Below are 15,420 nucleotides of genomic sequence, written 5' to 3' on the forward strand. Positions count from 1 at the left end.
GCCTTCATCGCTGCCGCTCAATGATCAGGACCGACGTCAGATTTGGGGTGGGTCCGTCTCGCGTGCCGGGTGACGATGCTTGCCTGCTGCAGCGATAAAGCCGGCCGCACCATCATCAAGCGTATCGACGCCCGCCAGCAGGATGCCCGGATCGGGCCTCCCCGACGCCAGCGTGTTGGCGATACCGGCTTTGTCGAGCAGGGCATTTGCGGCGCCAAGGGCCAGGATAGTCTTGCCGTGGCGATACTGGTTGGTCACGAACTCCAGTGTCTGCCCGTATCCGGCCAGCCGCGTTACCCCATCACTCCCATCGGGCAAAACGAGCGCGTCGAACAGTACTGGCGGTGAATTCTCCAGCGTAGCGGTCGCCTCCACCGACTCACCGTCGGCGGTGCTAACCGGACCGAGCCGGGGCGCGATGATGCTCACGACGGCGCCGGCAGCGCCAAGAGCAGCCTGAACGGCCACGATGGAAGCGCCGTGCACGCCGTCGGCAACCAGGATCGCCACCTTGCGGGTGCGGATCCCGCCGTCGCCGGGCAACGCTGCAAGGGACAGTGCGGGCGACTGGGTCACTTCGGGAGGGATACATTTCGCCAACGCCTTCGGCATGGCCTCGGGCAATTCCATGCCTAGTCCGTCGGCGATTTTCGCGGCCATGTCGGCGGACACATTCACCAGCGAGGCCAGCATGCGTTCGCGGATGGCCGGCACGGTGAGCTTGCTCAGTTCGAAGCGGAAGCCACCAATGATGTGCGCCTTTTCGAGCTCGGTCTGGCTCTCATAGAACAGGGTAGCCTGGGTGTAGTGGTCGGCAAACTTCTCCGGCTTGCCGCGTAGCTTGTCGCCTTCGAGCGGTTCCGGGAAAGACACGAAACCCGCCGCACCGGCCTGGAACGGGCAGCCGCCGCCGAGCGAGTTGGGCTCGTAGGCAACCTTGCCACGCGGGATGGCCTGGCGGTGCAAGCCGTCGCGCTGGTTGTTGTGGACGGGTGCCAGCGGTGCGTTGATCGGGATCTCGTGGAAGTTTGCCCCACCCAGCCGGGTGATCTGGGTATCGACATAGGAATGGATACGGCCCGCCAGCAGCGGATCGTTGCTGAAGTCGATGCCGGGCACCACATGCGCGGTACAGAAGGCGACCTGCTCGGTCTCGGCAAAGAAGTTGTCGGGGTTGCGGTTAAGCACCATACGGCCGACCGGCGTCACCGGCACCAGTTCTTCGGGGATCAGCTTGGTGGCGTCGAGCACATCGAAGCTGAAGCCTTCGGCCTGGGCTTCGGTGAAGATCTGCAGGCCGAGCTCCCATTCCGGGTATTCACCGGCTTCGATGGCGTCCCACAGGTCACGACGATGGAAATCGGAATCGGCGCCGGCGATCTTGACCGCCTCATCCCAGACCAGCGAATGCGTGCCGAGTTTGGGCGTCCAGTGGAACTTGACGAACTGCGACTCGCCCGCCGCATTGACCAGCCGGAAGGTGTGCACGCCGAAGCCTTGCATCATCCGATAGCTGCGCGGGATACCGCGGTCGGACATCACCCACATCAGCGTGTGCGTCGTTTCCGGCATCAGTGAAGCAAAATCCCAGAAAGTGTCATGGGCCGAAGCCGCTTGCGGCAAGCCGTTGTGCGGTTCGGGTTTCACGGCGTGGATCAGGTCCGGGAACTTCATCGCATCCTGGATGAAGAAGACCGGGATGTTGTTGCCGACCAGATCCCAGTTCCCCTCGTCGGTGTAGAACTTGACGGCGAAACCGCGCACATCGCGCGCCGTATCCACCGAGCCCCGTTCACCGGCGACCGTCGAAAAGCGGACGAAGACCGGCGTGATCTTGCCCGCCTCCTGGAAGGGTGCCGCGCGGGTGAGGTCGGTCAGCGACTGGTAGGCCTCGAAATAGCCGTGGGCGGCTGATCCGCGCGCATGAACGATGCGCTCGGGAATGCGTTCGTGGTCGAAGTGGGTGATCTTCTCGCGCAGGATGAAGTCTTCCAGCAGGGTCGGCCCGCGCAGGCCGGCTTTCAGCGAATTCTGGTTGTCACCGACGGCGACACCCTGATTGGTCGTCAGCACCTCACCAGCCGAGTCGACGCGCGCCCGGTCGAGCGAGGCGGCATCGCCGCCGGTCTTGGCCGAAATATTGGTTTCGCTGAGGGTGCTGGCCGATGCCAGATCGGAGTTCGGCTCCTGCGTCTGCCCGGCCGATGGCGAAATCGCATTGTCACGCCCGAACTCCTTGCTCTTGTTGGCGTTGTACGGCATTGACGCAGCGAGGGCCTCGACGGCGGTGGCTTGTTGGGCCAGTGCGTCGGCGGCACCGGGGTCGATTGCCGGGGTAGGCTTCCTGGCAGCCATCGGTTGGGGATCAGTCTTTTTCATGGGGTCATCCTGAGTGCGTGATGGTCGTGGCCAAGCAAGCAATGCTTGCTAACGGCATGAATGAACGTCAGGGCCGGCCGTCCGGTTTGCTGCGCTCAGCCACATGCTCATGAACGGGGTTTTTTTCAGGAAAGGATTGGACATACCGGATTTTCTTCAGCCGCGGGCGGCGAGAAGATCGGCTTTGCGCGCCGCCATTCGGGCGCCGAGTTCGACCAGATCCAGGGAAGAGGCCTTGACCTTGGGAAACATCTCACCCTGCTCTTCCTTGACGTGGTGTTCGACGTATTCGGACAGCACCTTGACCTTGGCGTCGTAGATAGCGCCGTCGGGTTCGCCCTCTTCCAGTTGTGCGATCAGATCCTTGATGCTGCCATGCTCGACCGTGGCCTCCGGCACCAGGAGTTTGTCCTTCAATGCCGCCTTGATAGCCGGGTAGAAGATCCCTTCCTCGATCTGTACATGCACGCTCAATTCGGTACAAATCTCGGCGACAAGCGCCTTCTTCTTTTTGCTGGAATCCGCTTTTTCGTAATCTGCAAACAAATCGCTGACCGCTCCATGATCAGCCCTCAGCAACGCGATGGCGTCCTTTGCGGCAGTGGGGGTCTTCGTTGTGGTGGTGGTCTTGGTGGTAGTAGTCATGGCGGCCCTTAGGGTGATTGCAGGTCTGGAAGTGTCATGCCCATAACATCGGCAAGAACTTGCACGGTAGTGTCCCGGCGCAGCCGAGTCTGTGGGATGACGAACATAACCAGGCCGTCATTTGGGTGACCCGCTCCTCTCCTGCCTGACCAGCGCAATGTCATCGACACCCTCCCGCCGGATTTTCGCGCCCAACTCTTCGTCGGCAATCAACTCGCGGGCGTTATGTAGGCTTGCGCACATATGTGGGCGTATTTCAGGTTCACACTGAGTTCATGGTGCTGGCGTCATGCGGCACTCGCGTATTCGCAAAAGGACGAAACACCCCATCGACAATCGTGGAATGAAGTTATGCCTTCCTTAGCCGCCGCAGTATCCGTTTCGTCCTTGCTCGCGTCTCTGCACGTCTTGGTCAGACGCTTCCTCACGTTGGCGACGATGGAAGGCCAGCAAGCCGGCCAGAGGCTGTTGTCGATGCTGGGGCTGGCCCTGCTCGCCGCGGGCCTGGCAATCACCGGCTGGATCGGGCTGCTGGCATGCCTCGTCGTCGCCCTCGTTCAGCACAACATCGTCAGTTGGGGAGTCGCGCTGGGGCTTGCGGCGCTGCTCAGTTTCGCCGGCGCCGGCGGACTTGTACTGATGATCATGCGGCGCAGCGCGAAGCCGCTTTTCGCGGCGACACGGCGTCAACTGGGGGCGTATCGCAACCAGGAAATCGAGGTGAATGACAGCTCGCCGCCGCGCCTTCCGTACGAACAGGAACTCGAGGAAGGCCGGATGGCCGCCCATGCCGAATACCAAGTGCTGCGCAAGCGCTTGCGGCGCCGCATCGCCTCGCCGCTGGTCATCGGCGGCGGTGTGCTCGCCGGAATCGCTGCCGGGTATCTCGTGGGTGGCCGGCGCCAACCCAAGTACCCGCTTGCCCCCAGCCGCCCGAGCGCCTGGATGCAAGTCCTCGGCTCACTGCGCGTGCTGACGCCGCTGTGGATTGCACTCCGTTCTGCGCCCCGAGCGCAAGCGGATGACGGGGAAAAAGCGGCCGCGGGAGAGCGTCATGAATCTTAGGCAGATCAGGGGCCTGATCGGCAAATCGGTCAACGCGTGGCTGGACGATTTCGCGCCGAGCATGGGCGCCGCCCTGGCCTACTACACCCTGTTCTCGATTGCCCCGCTGCTCATCATCGTCATCGCCATCGCCGGTCTTGTGTTTGGTCAGGATGCCGCCCGCGGCGAAATCGTCGCCCAGATACAAAGCCTGATCGGACGCGACGGCGCCATCGCCGTGCAAGGGCTGCTGAAAAGCACCAGTGAGCCCGCCCAGGGATTCGTTGCCATCGTGCTCAGCACGATCATGCTGATGATCGGCGCGACGACCGTGTTCGCGGAATTGCAGAGCGACCTCGACCGCATCTGGCGCGTCCCCGCCCCGGCAAGGCAGATGGGCATCCTCGTCTTGCTGCACACGCGCCTGCTTTCTTTCGGCCTGGTGCTCGGGCTCGGATTCCTGCTCCTGGTCTCGCTGGTGATCGGTGCGGCAATCGCCGCCGTCGGCAAATGGTGGGACGGTTACTTCGCCGGTTGGGAGGCAATTTTCCACGCCATTGATTTCTGCATCTCCTTCGCCATTTCGACTGTTCTGTTCGCGATGATCTACAAGTTCATGCCGCGCGCCAGAATCGCCTGGCAGGACGTCTGGATCGGCGCGACGGTGACGGCGCTCCTGTTCGAAATCGGCAAACTCCTCATCGGCCTCTATCTGGGGAAAACCAGCGTCGCATCGGGTTTCGGGGCGGCCGGTTCGCTGGTCGTGCTGCTGGTATGGGTCTATTTCGCGGCGCAGATCTTTCTGCTGGGGGCCGAATTCACCTGTGCCTACGCACACGAACGCGGCTCGCAAGCGGAACTGTCCGGGCAGCGGTCGGCGCCGGTTGTGTCGAGCCTCCCGGGCCAAGCGGACCGCTGAAGTTTGCCGAATGGCAGCCATACCTTTCGCGCAGGCATAAGGGGATACCCCGACTATCCACATTAGATATCTGAATGCACTATGCCGTTCGGCACTACGCAGGCTGGCACACGATCTTGCGGCGCGTCCCCTCTTCCACTCTTCAGGAGACAAGTAGTGAATCAGAATCTGGTATCCATCGAGTTTTCCGCCGAGACCCTCACCCGGCTCGACGGGGCGATCGGGATCATCGAGGAAATCTTTGCACCCCTCATCAAGCTGTCGGCCGGGCAGGTAAGCAGCCTCAACAAGATGGGGGACAAGTCGGAGCATTTCTGCCGCCAGACGCTGGCCGTTCTCGAGCAGAACCGGGGCATCCTGCCGGCGGACTTCGATCTGGGCGAAGTCCAGCGGGATCTGCTCGCCTTCGACACCCTGCGGCCCCGCTTGCGGCGTATCCGGGACTTCATGGCCAGGGGCGAGGACACCGAGATGGCCCTTGGCAGCGATGTATTCACCGCGGCACTACAGGGCTATGCGCTGATGAAGCTGTTCAGCAAGAGCGAGAGCCTGGAAGATTTACGCGAGGCGATGGCCATCCTGCGCCCCGGCCGCAAGAAACCGGCCCAGACCGGCGAGGCGGGTAGCAACGGAGGCGGTAACTAAATCGCGGGAAGGAAGGGCCGGGCAAAAAAGCGCCAATTTAATGCCGGCGAGGGCCGACTTAATACCAAAAAGTGCCAACTTCATCGCCCCGGCCCCCGACCTGATCCTGAAGCCCCCCGAGTAAATACCGGCGAGCGCCGAGTTGATCCCCCGGCGCCCCGCCGCCATCCCGAAACGCCCTGCCTCAATGGCCGCAAGGGCCGACCTGATCCCGAATGGCGCGGAGCGAATGGCTCCGACAAAATCGCATACCGCTCCCGAGCCTGGAAACCTTAGAATGGGCGCCGATCCGGCAGCACCGACAAGGACAGATTTTGGAGCAACCGATGCGTCACCCGCCTGGCTTCGCCCCTCTCGACCTCCACGCCCCGAAGGCCGGCGCCCGATGAACGGCCGCCGGAACTTCCTGCAATCCTTCGGCAGCGCCATGGCCCTTGGCGGACTACTCGGCCTTGGTCTGCTGAAACCCGGCCCGGCCCTGGCCGTCGACTTCAACCGCGCCGCCTTCGACACCAAAACCGCCGCCGATGCCCTGCGCCTGATCGGTGCCGCCGGCGCCGAAACCAGCCGCGACATTTTTCTCAAGGTCCCGGAAATAGCCGAGAACGGGGCCTCCGTGCCTGTTGAGGTCGCCAGCAATATTCCCGGCACGACGCGTCTCTCGGTGCTGGTGGACAAGAATCCCTTCCCCCTCGCCCTTCAGTTCAACTTCGCCCCCGGGGCGGTCGCCCGCTTCCAGGCGCGGCTGAAAATGGCCGAAACCTCCCGCCTGCGCATCGTCGCCACAGCCGGCGACAAGCACTACACGGTGTTCCGCGAGGTGAAGGTCACTGTTGGCGGCTGCGGCGAATAAGCGAGGAAACCCGAATGCCCGATCCGATCAAGATCCGCGCCACCGTAAAAGGCAGCGATGGCGAAGTCCGTGTTCTGCTGCCCCATCCGATGGAATCCGGCCTGCGCCACGATGCATCCGGGCATGCCATGCCGGCCCACTACATCACCTCGGTCATCCTCAGCCTGAATGGCCGTCCGGTCATCGAAGGTGGCCTGGGCACCGCCGTTTCGGCCAATCCACTGTTCGCCTTCCAGCTCACGGGGGTCAAGGCCGGTGACAAACTGGCGGTGGCCTGGCTCGACAACAAGGGCCAGCGAGGCAGCGCGGAAAGCACTTTCACGGCAGCCTGACATACCCCATCGGCCGCCCGAAAATGTAATGGCCCCGCGCAAGACAGGGCCACACCATCGGGACTAGAATGGCCCGCACCTGTGCAGCCCCGTATCGGGCAGCAGGCACGCTCCCCCAACAGCCGATGGCATGCCCATGAGCCACGAAATCGAACTCAAGCTCACCCTTCCGCCGAAGGCGCTTCCCGCCCTGCGCCGTCACCCGCTGATCGCCGACGCGCCCCGCGAAGGGCGCACCTGCACCCTCGAAAACACCTATTTCGACACCGCCGAACTGGAACTGCGCGAACGCCGCATGGCCGTGCGCACCCGCAAGGCCGGCAACCGCTGGCTGCAAACGGTGAAGTGCGCTGCCGAGTCCAATGGTGGCCTGTCGTCCCGCCCCGAATGGGAGCAGCCCTACGCCAACGGCAGTTTCGACTTTTCCGCCATCGACCGGGACGACGTGCGCAACCGGCTTGAAGCCCTGCAGCCGCAGCTGGTACCGGTGTTCACCACCCATTTCAAGCGCGAAACCTGCATCCTCACGCCGAGTGAAGGCGTCAAGGTGCTGGCCATGATCGACAACGGCAGCATCCAGGTCGGAGAACATTCGCGCCCCCTGTGCGAACTCGAACTGGAGCTGGTGGAAGGCGATCCGCGGGAACTCTACGCCCTCGCCCTGCAACTGGCCGAAACCCTGCCCCTCACGCCGGAAAACGTCAGCAAGGCCGAGCGCGGCTACCGCCTGTTCTCCAACCATGCCCTGCGCCCGGCCAAGGCCAAACCCTCCCGCCTGTCCCCCGAGCAGTCACCGGTGGACGCCTTCCGCATCATCGGCTTCGACTGCCTGGCCCTGTGGCAGGCCAACGAATCCGGCGCGCGGGAAAGCGACGACCCGGAATTCATCCACCAGTTGCGTGTCGCCCTGCGCCGCCTGCGCTCGGCCCTGCGCCTGTTCAGCCCGGCCCTGCCGGCAGAGTTCGTCAAGCGCTGGTCCGACGGGCTCAAGGATGCCGCCGATGGCCTTGGCGCGGCCCGCGACCTGGACGTGATGCTCGCTGAAGTGCTCAGCCCGGTGGCCGAGTCCGGCCTTGCCGACGACGCCACCCAGCGTCTGATTGCGATGGCGGTGGATCGTCGTGACCGCGAGAAGGCCGCCACCCGCGAGCAGCTCCTCGCCGCCAGCCACGGCCGCCAGATGCTGGCCCTGGCCTCAGACCTCTATGCCCTCGAGAGCGATGCCCTCGTCAAGTCGGCCAACCTCACCACCTTTGCCCGCCTGCAGCTCACCCAGTTGAGAAAGCGCGCCCGCAAACGTTTCACCACCGCCGCCGACCTGCACGCCGACAAGCTCCACGAGCTGCGCGTGTCCCTCAAGCGCCTGCGCTACGGCATCGAATTCCTGCTCCCGCTGCTGCCCGAAAAGGCCACCGTGCGCTTCGCCAACGAAATCGCCGAGATCCAGGAAACCCTTGGCTATCTCAACGACGAATCGGTTGCCCGCAGCCGTCTCAAGGCCTGGGCCGGCAAGGATCCGGAACTGCGCAGCGGCGCCGCCTTCGTCGCCGGCTGGCACGCCCCCAAGATCGCCCGCCTGCGCAAGAGCGTGCTGCCCGCCCTTGAACCGATCCTGTGGGGCAAGACCCCGTGGCGACGCTAAGGAGGCCAATTTGATGGATTCATCATCCGGTAACCTGGCTGTTCCAGACTCCTGCCCTCTTTCGAGGGACGAGGAGACAAGAAAAATGGATTTGCTGCTATGGCGTCACGCCGAAGCGGTGGACGGCCTGCCGGACAGCACCCGTGAACTGACCGAGCGCGGCATCCGCCAGGCCCACAAAGTGGCCGAGTGGCTGGAAAGCCGGCGGCCCAAGAAGCTGCGCGTACTGGTCAGCCCCACCACCCGCACCCGCCAGACGGCGAGTGCCTTCACCAAGGATTTCGAGATTGTGCCGGCCCTCGCCCCGGGCCATGACATCTCCGGCATCCTCGCGGCCTGCGGCTGGCCGGGGGGCGGTGGCTCGGTGCTGGTGGTCGGTCACCAGCCGGAACTGGGGCGCCTGGCGGCCCTGCTCCTGTCCGGTCAGGAAGCCGACTGGACAATCAAGAAAGGCGCTTTGTGGTGGTTCAGCAACCGGGTGCGGGAAGATGAAACGCAAACCGTACTGCGCGCCGTGATGCCCGCCGATCTGGTCTGAAACACGCTGCGCCGAATTGAAAAAGCCACCGCGAAGGTGGCTTTTTCTTTGGTTTCAGACAAGGCTCAAACCGACATCGCCTTCACGTGCTGAATCACTTCGCCAATCGCCTGCTGGGCCGAGCCGTACAACAGCCGGGTGTTTTCCTTGTAGAACAGCGCGTTCTCGATGCCCGAGTAACCCGTGCCCTTGCCGCGCTTCACGACGATGACGTTCTGCGCCAAGTCGGCGTTGAGGATCGGCATGCCGTAGATCGGGCTGGATTTGTCGGTGCGTGCCGAGGGGTTCACCACGTCGTTGGCGCCGATCACCAGCGCCACGTCGGCCTGGGCGAAGTCGCCGTTGATCTCTTCGAGGTCGAAGATCTTCTCGTAGGGCACGCCGGCTTCGGCGAGCAGCACGTTCATGTGGCCCGGCATCCGGCCAGCCACCGGGTGGATCGCGAAGACCACCTCGACACCGGCTTCTTCGAGCAGTTCGGCCATTTCCCACACCTTGTGTTGGGCGCCGGCCACCGCCATGCCGTAGCCCGGCACGATGATGACCTTGCTGGCGTAGCGCATCAGGGCGGCGGCATCCATCGCGCCGAGTTCCTTCTGCTCGCCCTCGACGGCTTCGCCACCACTGGCCGCACCGGCCATCGGCACGAAGAGGATGTTGCTGATCGGCCGGTTCATGGCCTTGGCCATCAGCTGGGTGAGCAGCGTGCCGGCGGCGCCAACGACGATGCCGGCGATGATCAGCGCGGGGATGCCCATCACGAAGCCTTCAAAGCCCACGGCCAGACCGGTGAAGGCGTTGAACAGCGAGATGACCACCGGCATGTCGGCCCCGCCGATCGGCAGGGTGATGATCACGCCGAGCAGCAGCGCCAGCACGAAGAAGGCGCCAACCAGCAGCGGGTCGATGGTCGGGGCGATGACGATGGCGGCGCCAACAGCGATAGTCACCAGCGCCAGCACGATGTTCACCGCGTTCTGGGCGGGCAGCCGGAAGGCCTTTTTCATGACGCCCTGCAGCTTGGCCCAGGCGATGACGGAACCGGAGAAGGAGACCGCGCCGATCAGCGCGCCGAGGGTGGCGAGCAGGGTGACGACGACGCCGTGCATTTCACCGCGGGCGAATTCGACCGCGGCAATCGCCGCCGCGGCGCCGCCGCCCATGCCGTTGTAGATGGCGACCATCTGCGGCATGTCGGTCATGGCGACCTTCTTGCCGGAGATCCACGCCACCGCCCCGCCAAGGGTGATGGCGAGGAGCATGAGGGCGAAGTTGTTCATGCCCGGGGTGAGGAAGGTGACCACGGTGGCGAGCACCATGCCGACCCCGGCCCAGACGATGCCTTTACGCGCCGACACCGGCGAGCTCATGCCCTTGAGGCCGAGGATGAAGAGGATCGCGGCGACGAAGTAGCTCGCGTCAATCAGCCATTTCATCGCCATTATTTCTTCTCCTTCGACTTGAACATGGCGAGCATGCGTTCGGTGACCACGTAGCCGCCGGCGGCGTTGGCCGCACCGAGCAGCACGGCAACGAAGCCGAGGGCCTGCTCGAGCGGCGTTTCGGCCTGGCCGAGGGCGATCATGCCGCCCACCAGCACGACGCCGTGCACAAAGTTGGAGCCGGACATCAGCGGGGTGTGCAGGATCACCGGCACACGGGAAATCACCTCGTAGCCGGTGAAGGCGGCGAGCATGAAGATGTAGATTGCGACAAAGCCGTCCATGGGGTCGTCTCCGGTTACAGGCCGAGGGCCTGCTTGACGCCGGCGTGGCGCAGCTCGCCGGCGTGGGTGAGGCAGGCTCCCGCCATCACTTCATCTTCCCAGTCGAGGACCAGGTTGCCGTCCTTGATGAAGGGCGAGATGAAGTTATAGAGGTTCTTGGCGTACATATCCGAAGCATGCACGGGCATGCGGCTGGGAATGTGCGTCGGGCCGATGATCAGCGTCTGGCCGATCCAGACCTTCTCACCCGCCACGGTGCCGGCCACGTTGCCGCCGGTTTCGGCCGCCATGTCGACGACAACGGAACCAGGCTTCATGCGTGCCACCATCTCGGCCGACACGATGACCGGGGCCTTGCGGCCCGGAATGGCGGCAGTGGTGATCAGCGCATCGCACTCGGCGATGGCACGACCAAGCTTCTCGGCCTGCTGGCGCTTCTCGTCGTCAGTGAGCTCGCGGGCGTAGCCGCCGGTGCCGGCTGCCGACACGCCGGTGTCAACAAACTTGGCGCCCAGCGACTCGATCTGCTCTTTGGTTTCCGGTCGCACATCGTAGCCGGAGACCATCGCGCCGAGACGCTTGGCCGTGGCAATGGCTTGCAGACCCGCCACACCGGCGCCGATCACCAGCACCTTGGCCGGACGGATGGTGCCGGCCGCGTAGGTGAGCATCGGGAAAAACTTGGGGCTGTGATCGGCAGCGATCAGCGCGCATTCGTAGCCGGCTACCGCGGCCTGGCTGGACAGTACGTCCATGCTCTGGGCACGACTGATACGCGGCAACAGTTCCAAAGCGAAACAGGTGATGTTTTTTTGGCGCAAAACTGCAACACGTTCGGCGCTCGACCAAGGTTGCTGCAGGCCGACCAGAACCGTACCCGCTTTCAGTTGCTGCAAGGCTTCGACACCCAGCGGCTGTACCTGCAGGATCACGTCGGCCTTCTGCAGCACGGACAGCCCGTCACCGGCCAGTTCGGCCGGAGCGTAGTCCTCGTCCTGGTAATACGCCGACGAACCGGCTCCCGACTCGAGCAGCAATGCTGCGCCAAGTCCTTGATACTTCTTGGCTACGTCCGGGACCAGCGCAACGCGGCGCTCTCCTGGCGTAAGCTCTTTGGTCACACCGATGACCAGGGGCATGGAAGCTCCTTATTAGTAGGTAGTTGGAATTCTGTTATCGTCGCAAGAGGGTTTTGACGACGATACAAACCTGGCTGCAGTCGCCCGGGGGCATCCCCGGATTCCCGTAAAATCCTGCACAGCAATCCGGTTATTACATCCGAATATCGCCAATAAGATGCGAAAGTCTAGCAAGAAACGAACCCGCCTAACCCGAAAGTTAGGGTTACCCCCAGGATCCCTGGTGCATATCGGCGAGATCAAGACCGAAAAGCCGAGCATCACGCTGATTGAATTCGATGCACATGGCGTCACCGAGACGCGCTTCGACTCCCTCGAAGCATCCCGGCTCCATCAGCCCACCCGGGCAAAAATGTGGCTCAACGTCTATGGGCTGCACGATCCGGCAGTGATGGCCGAGATCGGCCGACGCTTCAAGCTGCACCCGCTGGTTCAGGAAGACATCCTGAACACCCACCAGCGACCGAAGAGCGACGAGTATGCCGATTACCTCTATATCGTCGCTCGCTGCTTCGATTTCGATACGGAGAGCAGCACACTCAACTCGGACCAGGTCAGCATCGTCCTGGGCCGCAACTTCGTGCTGACTTTTCAGGAGCAGGCTACCGGCGCCTTCGAAGCCATCCGCGAACGCCTGCGGGCCGAACACGGGGCGATGCGCAGCCACGGCACCGACTATCTGGCCTACGCCCTCCTCGACACGCTGGTGGACCGCTACTTCGTGATGCTCGACAACCTCGGCGACATGACGGAAGACCTCGAAGACCTGGCCCTGAGCAACCCCAATCCGGCACTGCTGGCCGAGATAAACCGGGTCAAGCATGAGGCGCTCATGCTGCGTCGGGCCGTCTGGCCCTTACGGGAAGTGCTCAACACACTGTCACGGGCCGACAGCAGTTTCTTTACCGCCGACACACGCCTCTATCTGCGGGATATCTACGATCACACGGTGCATGTCCTCGAATCCCTGGAATCGGTACGCGACTCGCTGGCCGACCTGCTCGACATCTATCTGTCCAGTGTCAGCAACCGGCTCAACACCGAGGTACGCATTCTCACGGTGCTGACCACCCTGTTCATGCCGGCAACGTTGATTGCAGGGATTTTCGGGATGAATTTTCGCGTTATGCCCCTCCTTGAGGAGCAGGACGGTTTCGTTATTGCAATGGGGATGATGGCCGTTGCGGCAACCCTGATGGCCGCCGCCTTCTGGCGCAGGAACTGGCTCAAAACCCGCTAGGCGCTCAGTACCGGGAAGCCATTCTGGACCTTGGGTGGCACTTCCACCAGCTTCACGACAGCCAGGGAAATGTTGTCACCGCCGCCCCGGGCACGCTGCCGGGCCAGTTCGATGAGCATGGAAGCCGCATCACGAGGCGACTGGTTGGCCAGGATCTGCCCCATTTCGGCTTCCGTTATATAGGCCCACAGGCCATCCGAGCACAGCAGGAAAGCATCGCCCCCCACCAGTGGTGAGGCATGTCCCACGTCCACCCGCGGCTCCCGTTCGGACCCCAGGCACGACAAGAGCACGTTGCGATTGGGATGGCGCAGCGCGCCTTCGGCATCCAGACGCCCCTTGCGCACGAGTTCCTCGACGAGGGAATGGTCGACGCTGCGGGTGACCAGTGCGCCGGCCCGGAAGTGATAAAAGCGCGAATCACCGCAATGGGCCCAGTCGGCCCGGTCCGGCTGCATCATGAAAACCACGGCCGTACTGTGCGGGTCCTGCTCACTGGTGAAGCGGGTCAGCTTGATGACGATATGGGCTTCGTCAACGATACCGCGCAGCAGATCGGGCGCACTTTCGGAGGCGGGGGCAAAAGCTTCGAAATTCTGTCGGGCCTTGAGGATCACCTGCTCAGCGGCCATCGCCCCACCGGAATGCCCACCCATCCCGTCGGCAAGAACCGCCATCAGGGTTCCCTTGCGGCTCGGGTGAGCAAAAACGGCGGCCCTGTCCTGCTGTTCGGTACGATCACCGGTGTGCTTGGCGACGCAGGCTTCAGCCTGATAGCGTTTTTTTGCCGTTACCGAATCCGGCGCCGACAGCGACGAGAAGGTCGGATTCAACATGACGCGATGCGCGCCCGAAGAAAAGTCCAACCGGACACGCGAGGACGGGATATCCCTTGAATACCCTCGTGCCTCACCGTGTCGGGGCGATAAGCTGACGACCGGAGTTCGGGATTCTGGAAGGGGAAGACGCCACGCTTGTTCACACAATTACTCCGGGTCACAGCCAAGCTTCATGATTCACGAAGTTTAACTGTTTATCTCTTACAGAAAGAAGGCCCTATCCGGCTTTCAGGGCGATTCCGTGATTTTTTCATCAATCAGCTCAATCCAATGTTGAACGGGTATCACGGCAGTGGTGCATAAATGCTCAATGCAACCAATATTTGCCGAAGCGATTCGTTCTCCGCGCCCTTCCTGAAGTGCCGCCAGCTTGTTGTCGCGCAACTGACGTGACAGCGCCGGTTGCAAGAGTGAGTAGGTACCTGCCGAGCCACAGCATAAATGCATATCCCGAACAGGTACAAGCTCAAAACCGGCGGCCGTCAGCAAGCCCTCGACCACCCCCCGGATTTTCAGGCCGTGCTGAAGACTGCACGGCGCGTGAAAGGCGATCTTGCGGGTCGGCCGGCCAGCCACCTTTGTGGCCAGGATCGCCTGTAATGCCGGCGCCTCGGCCAGCACCACCTCTGCCACATCACGACTCAGGGCGGCCACCCTTGCCGCCTTGGCCGCATAGTCCGGATCGCCCTTGAGCAGATGGCCGTAATCCTTGACCTGCACACCGCAGCCTGACGCCGTAACGACAATCGCCTCGACCTCCCCGGCGGCGATGCCAGGCCACCACGCATCGATGTTGCGGCGGGCGTCATCCCTGCCCCCCTCCTGATCCTGAAGGTGGAACTTGAGCGCCCCACAGCAACCGGCGGCCGGCTGTTCGACCAGCGAAATCCCCAGCAGATCGAGGACGCGCGCCGTCGCCGCGTTGATGGACGGACGCATGGCGGGCTGCACGCAACCGGCCAGCACAATCATCTTCCTGGCGTGGCGGCGTACCGGCCAGCGCCCCGCCTGCGAGCTATGTGGCACCTGCTCGGCCAGCGCCCGCGGCAGCAGCGGCCGAAGCAGACGTCCCACGCCCATCGCCGTACCAAAGAGGCCACTGCGCGGCACGAACTCCCGCAGTGCGATGCGCTTGAGCCGGTCGGCGCCGGTGCGCGGCACCTGCTGCTCGACCACATGGCGGCCGATATCTGCCAGACGCCCGTACTCGACACCCGATGGGCAGGTCGTTTCGCAAGAGCGGCAAGTCAGGCAGCGATCCAGGTGCAAGCGCGTCTTTTCAGTGGCGGGCCGGCCTTCCAGCACCTCTTTGATCAGATAGATGCGGCCCCGTGGCCCGTCCAGCTCGTCGCCGAGCAGCTGGTAGGTCGGACAGGTAGCGGTGCAGAAGCCGCAGTGCACACACTTGCGCAGGATCGCTTCGGCCTCGTGCCCCTCCGGCGTGTCCTTGATGAAATCGGCGAGATTGGTCTGCATGGC

At 63.3% G+C, this 15,420-nt stretch carries 15 protein-coding genes; 8 read left to right on the forward strand and 7 right to left on the reverse strand.

Features of this window, described 5'->3' with window-relative positions; translation table 11 throughout:
* Nucleotides 1-36: 36 nt before the first annotated feature.
* Nucleotides 37-2,379 (reverse strand): catalase, encoded by a 2,343-nt coding sequence (locus ETQ85_RS16720; protein ID WP_148580221.1) that lies wholly within the window; start codon nucleotides 2,377-2,379, stop codon nucleotides 37-39.
* 156 nt (nucleotides 2,380-2,535) lie between these two features.
* A complete protein-coding gene (locus ETQ85_RS16725; RefSeq protein ID WP_148580222.1) occupies nucleotides 2,536-3,024 on the reverse strand; it encodes a hemerythrin domain-containing protein in 489 nt (162 codons plus the stop codon).
* 351 nt (nucleotides 3,025-3,375) lie between these two features.
* Here ETQ85_RS16725 and ETQ85_RS16730 point away from each other — a divergent pair, with 351 nt between their 5' ends.
* The 7 genes from ETQ85_RS16730 (at nucleotide 3,376) to ETQ85_RS16760 (ending at nucleotide 8,997) form a co-directional block, all read left to right on the forward strand.
* Nucleotides 3,376-4,089 carry a phage holin family protein gene (locus tag ETQ85_RS16730; RefSeq protein ID WP_187394741.1) on the forward strand — a complete coding sequence of 238 codons (714 nt, stop codon included), beginning with the start codon at nucleotides 3,376-3,378 and terminating at the stop codon, nucleotides 4,087-4,089.
* On the forward strand, nucleotides 4,079-4,987 hold the full coding sequence (locus ETQ85_RS16735; RefSeq protein WP_148580224.1) for a YihY/virulence factor BrkB family protein: 909 nt from the start codon (nucleotides 4,079-4,081) through the stop codon (nucleotides 4,985-4,987). Before ETQ85_RS16730 ends, ETQ85_RS16735 begins: the two co-directional genes overlap by 11 nt.
* Nucleotides 4,988-5,143: 156 nt before the next feature.
* Complete coding sequence (locus ETQ85_RS16740) at nucleotides 5,144-5,632, forward strand: hypothetical protein (protein WP_148580225.1); 489 nt, start codon at nucleotides 5,144-5,146, stop codon at nucleotides 5,630-5,632.
* Nucleotides 5,633-6,017: 385 nt separating this feature from the next.
* Nucleotides 6,018-6,485, forward strand: a complete 468-nt coding sequence (gene soxY / locus ETQ85_RS16745) for a thiosulfate oxidation carrier protein SoxY (protein ID WP_148580226.1) — start codon at nucleotides 6,018-6,020, stop codon at nucleotides 6,483-6,485.
* Nucleotides 6,486-6,499: 14 nt separating this feature from the next.
* Nucleotides 6,500-6,817, forward strand: a complete 318-nt coding sequence (gene soxZ / locus ETQ85_RS16750; protein ID WP_148580227.1) for a thiosulfate oxidation carrier complex protein SoxZ — start codon at nucleotides 6,500-6,502, stop codon at nucleotides 6,815-6,817.
* 136 nt (nucleotides 6,818-6,953) lie between these two features.
* Nucleotides 6,954-8,459 (forward strand): CYTH and CHAD domain-containing protein, encoded by a 1,506-nt coding sequence (locus tag ETQ85_RS16755; RefSeq protein WP_148580228.1) that lies wholly within the window; start codon nucleotides 6,954-6,956, stop codon nucleotides 8,457-8,459.
* A gap of 85 nt (nucleotides 8,460-8,544) precedes the next feature.
* Nucleotides 8,545-8,997 carry a SixA phosphatase family protein gene (locus ETQ85_RS16760; RefSeq protein ID WP_148580229.1) on the forward strand — a complete coding sequence of 151 codons (453 nt, stop codon included), beginning with the start codon at nucleotides 8,545-8,547 and terminating at the stop codon, nucleotides 8,995-8,997.
* A 65-nt stretch (nucleotides 8,998-9,062) separates the two neighbouring features.
* Here ETQ85_RS16760 and ETQ85_RS16765 read toward each other — a convergent pair whose 3' ends face one another.
* The 3 genes from ETQ85_RS16765 to ETQ85_RS16775 are packed head-to-tail and all read right to left on the reverse strand — an operon-like array spanning nucleotide 9,063 to nucleotide 11,862.
* Nucleotides 9,063-10,433 (reverse strand): NAD(P)(+) transhydrogenase (Re/Si-specific) subunit beta, encoded by a 1,371-nt coding sequence (locus ETQ85_RS16765; RefSeq protein WP_425473136.1) that lies wholly within the window; start codon nucleotides 10,431-10,433, stop codon nucleotides 9,063-9,065.
* Nucleotides 10,434-10,438: 5 nt separating this feature from the next.
* Nucleotides 10,439-10,723: an NAD(P) transhydrogenase subunit alpha part 2 gene (locus ETQ85_RS16770; RefSeq protein ID WP_148579859.1), complete on the reverse strand. Its 285-nt coding sequence runs from the start codon at nucleotides 10,721-10,723 to the stop codon at nucleotides 10,439-10,441.
* 14 nt (nucleotides 10,724-10,737) lie between these two features.
* Nucleotides 10,738-11,862: an NAD(P) transhydrogenase subunit alpha gene (locus ETQ85_RS16775; protein WP_148580231.1), complete on the reverse strand. Its 1,125-nt coding sequence runs from the start codon at nucleotides 11,860-11,862 to the stop codon at nucleotides 10,738-10,740.
* 223 nt (nucleotides 11,863-12,085) lie between these two features.
* Between ETQ85_RS16775 and corA the strand changes: the two genes are divergently transcribed.
* Nucleotides 12,086-13,102: a magnesium/cobalt transporter CorA gene (gene corA, locus ETQ85_RS16780; RefSeq protein ID WP_246128795.1), complete on the forward strand. Its 1,017-nt coding sequence runs from the start codon at nucleotides 12,086-12,088 to the stop codon at nucleotides 13,100-13,102.
* Here corA and ETQ85_RS16785 read toward each other — a convergent pair.
* Both ETQ85_RS16785 and glcF read right to left on the reverse strand, forming a co-directional pair.
* Nucleotides 13,099-13,938 carry a PP2C family protein-serine/threonine phosphatase gene (locus tag ETQ85_RS16785; RefSeq protein WP_148580233.1) on the reverse strand — a complete coding sequence of 280 codons (840 nt, stop codon included), beginning with the start codon at nucleotides 13,936-13,938 and terminating at the stop codon, nucleotides 13,099-13,101. The genes corA and ETQ85_RS16785 overlap by 4 nt on opposite strands.
* 231 nt (nucleotides 13,939-14,169) lie before the next feature.
* Nucleotides 14,170-15,417 carry a glycolate oxidase subunit GlcF gene (glcF, locus tag ETQ85_RS16790; RefSeq protein WP_148580234.1) on the reverse strand — a complete coding sequence of 416 codons (1,248 nt, stop codon included), beginning with the start codon at nucleotides 15,415-15,417 and terminating at the stop codon, nucleotides 14,170-14,172.
* Nucleotides 15,418-15,420 lie beyond the last annotated feature (3 nt).

The organism is Zoogloea oleivorans, from assembly GCF_008107625.1.
In the GTDB taxonomy this organism is placed as follows: domain Bacteria; phylum Pseudomonadota; class Gammaproteobacteria; order Burkholderiales; family Rhodocyclaceae; genus Zoogloea; species Zoogloea oleivorans.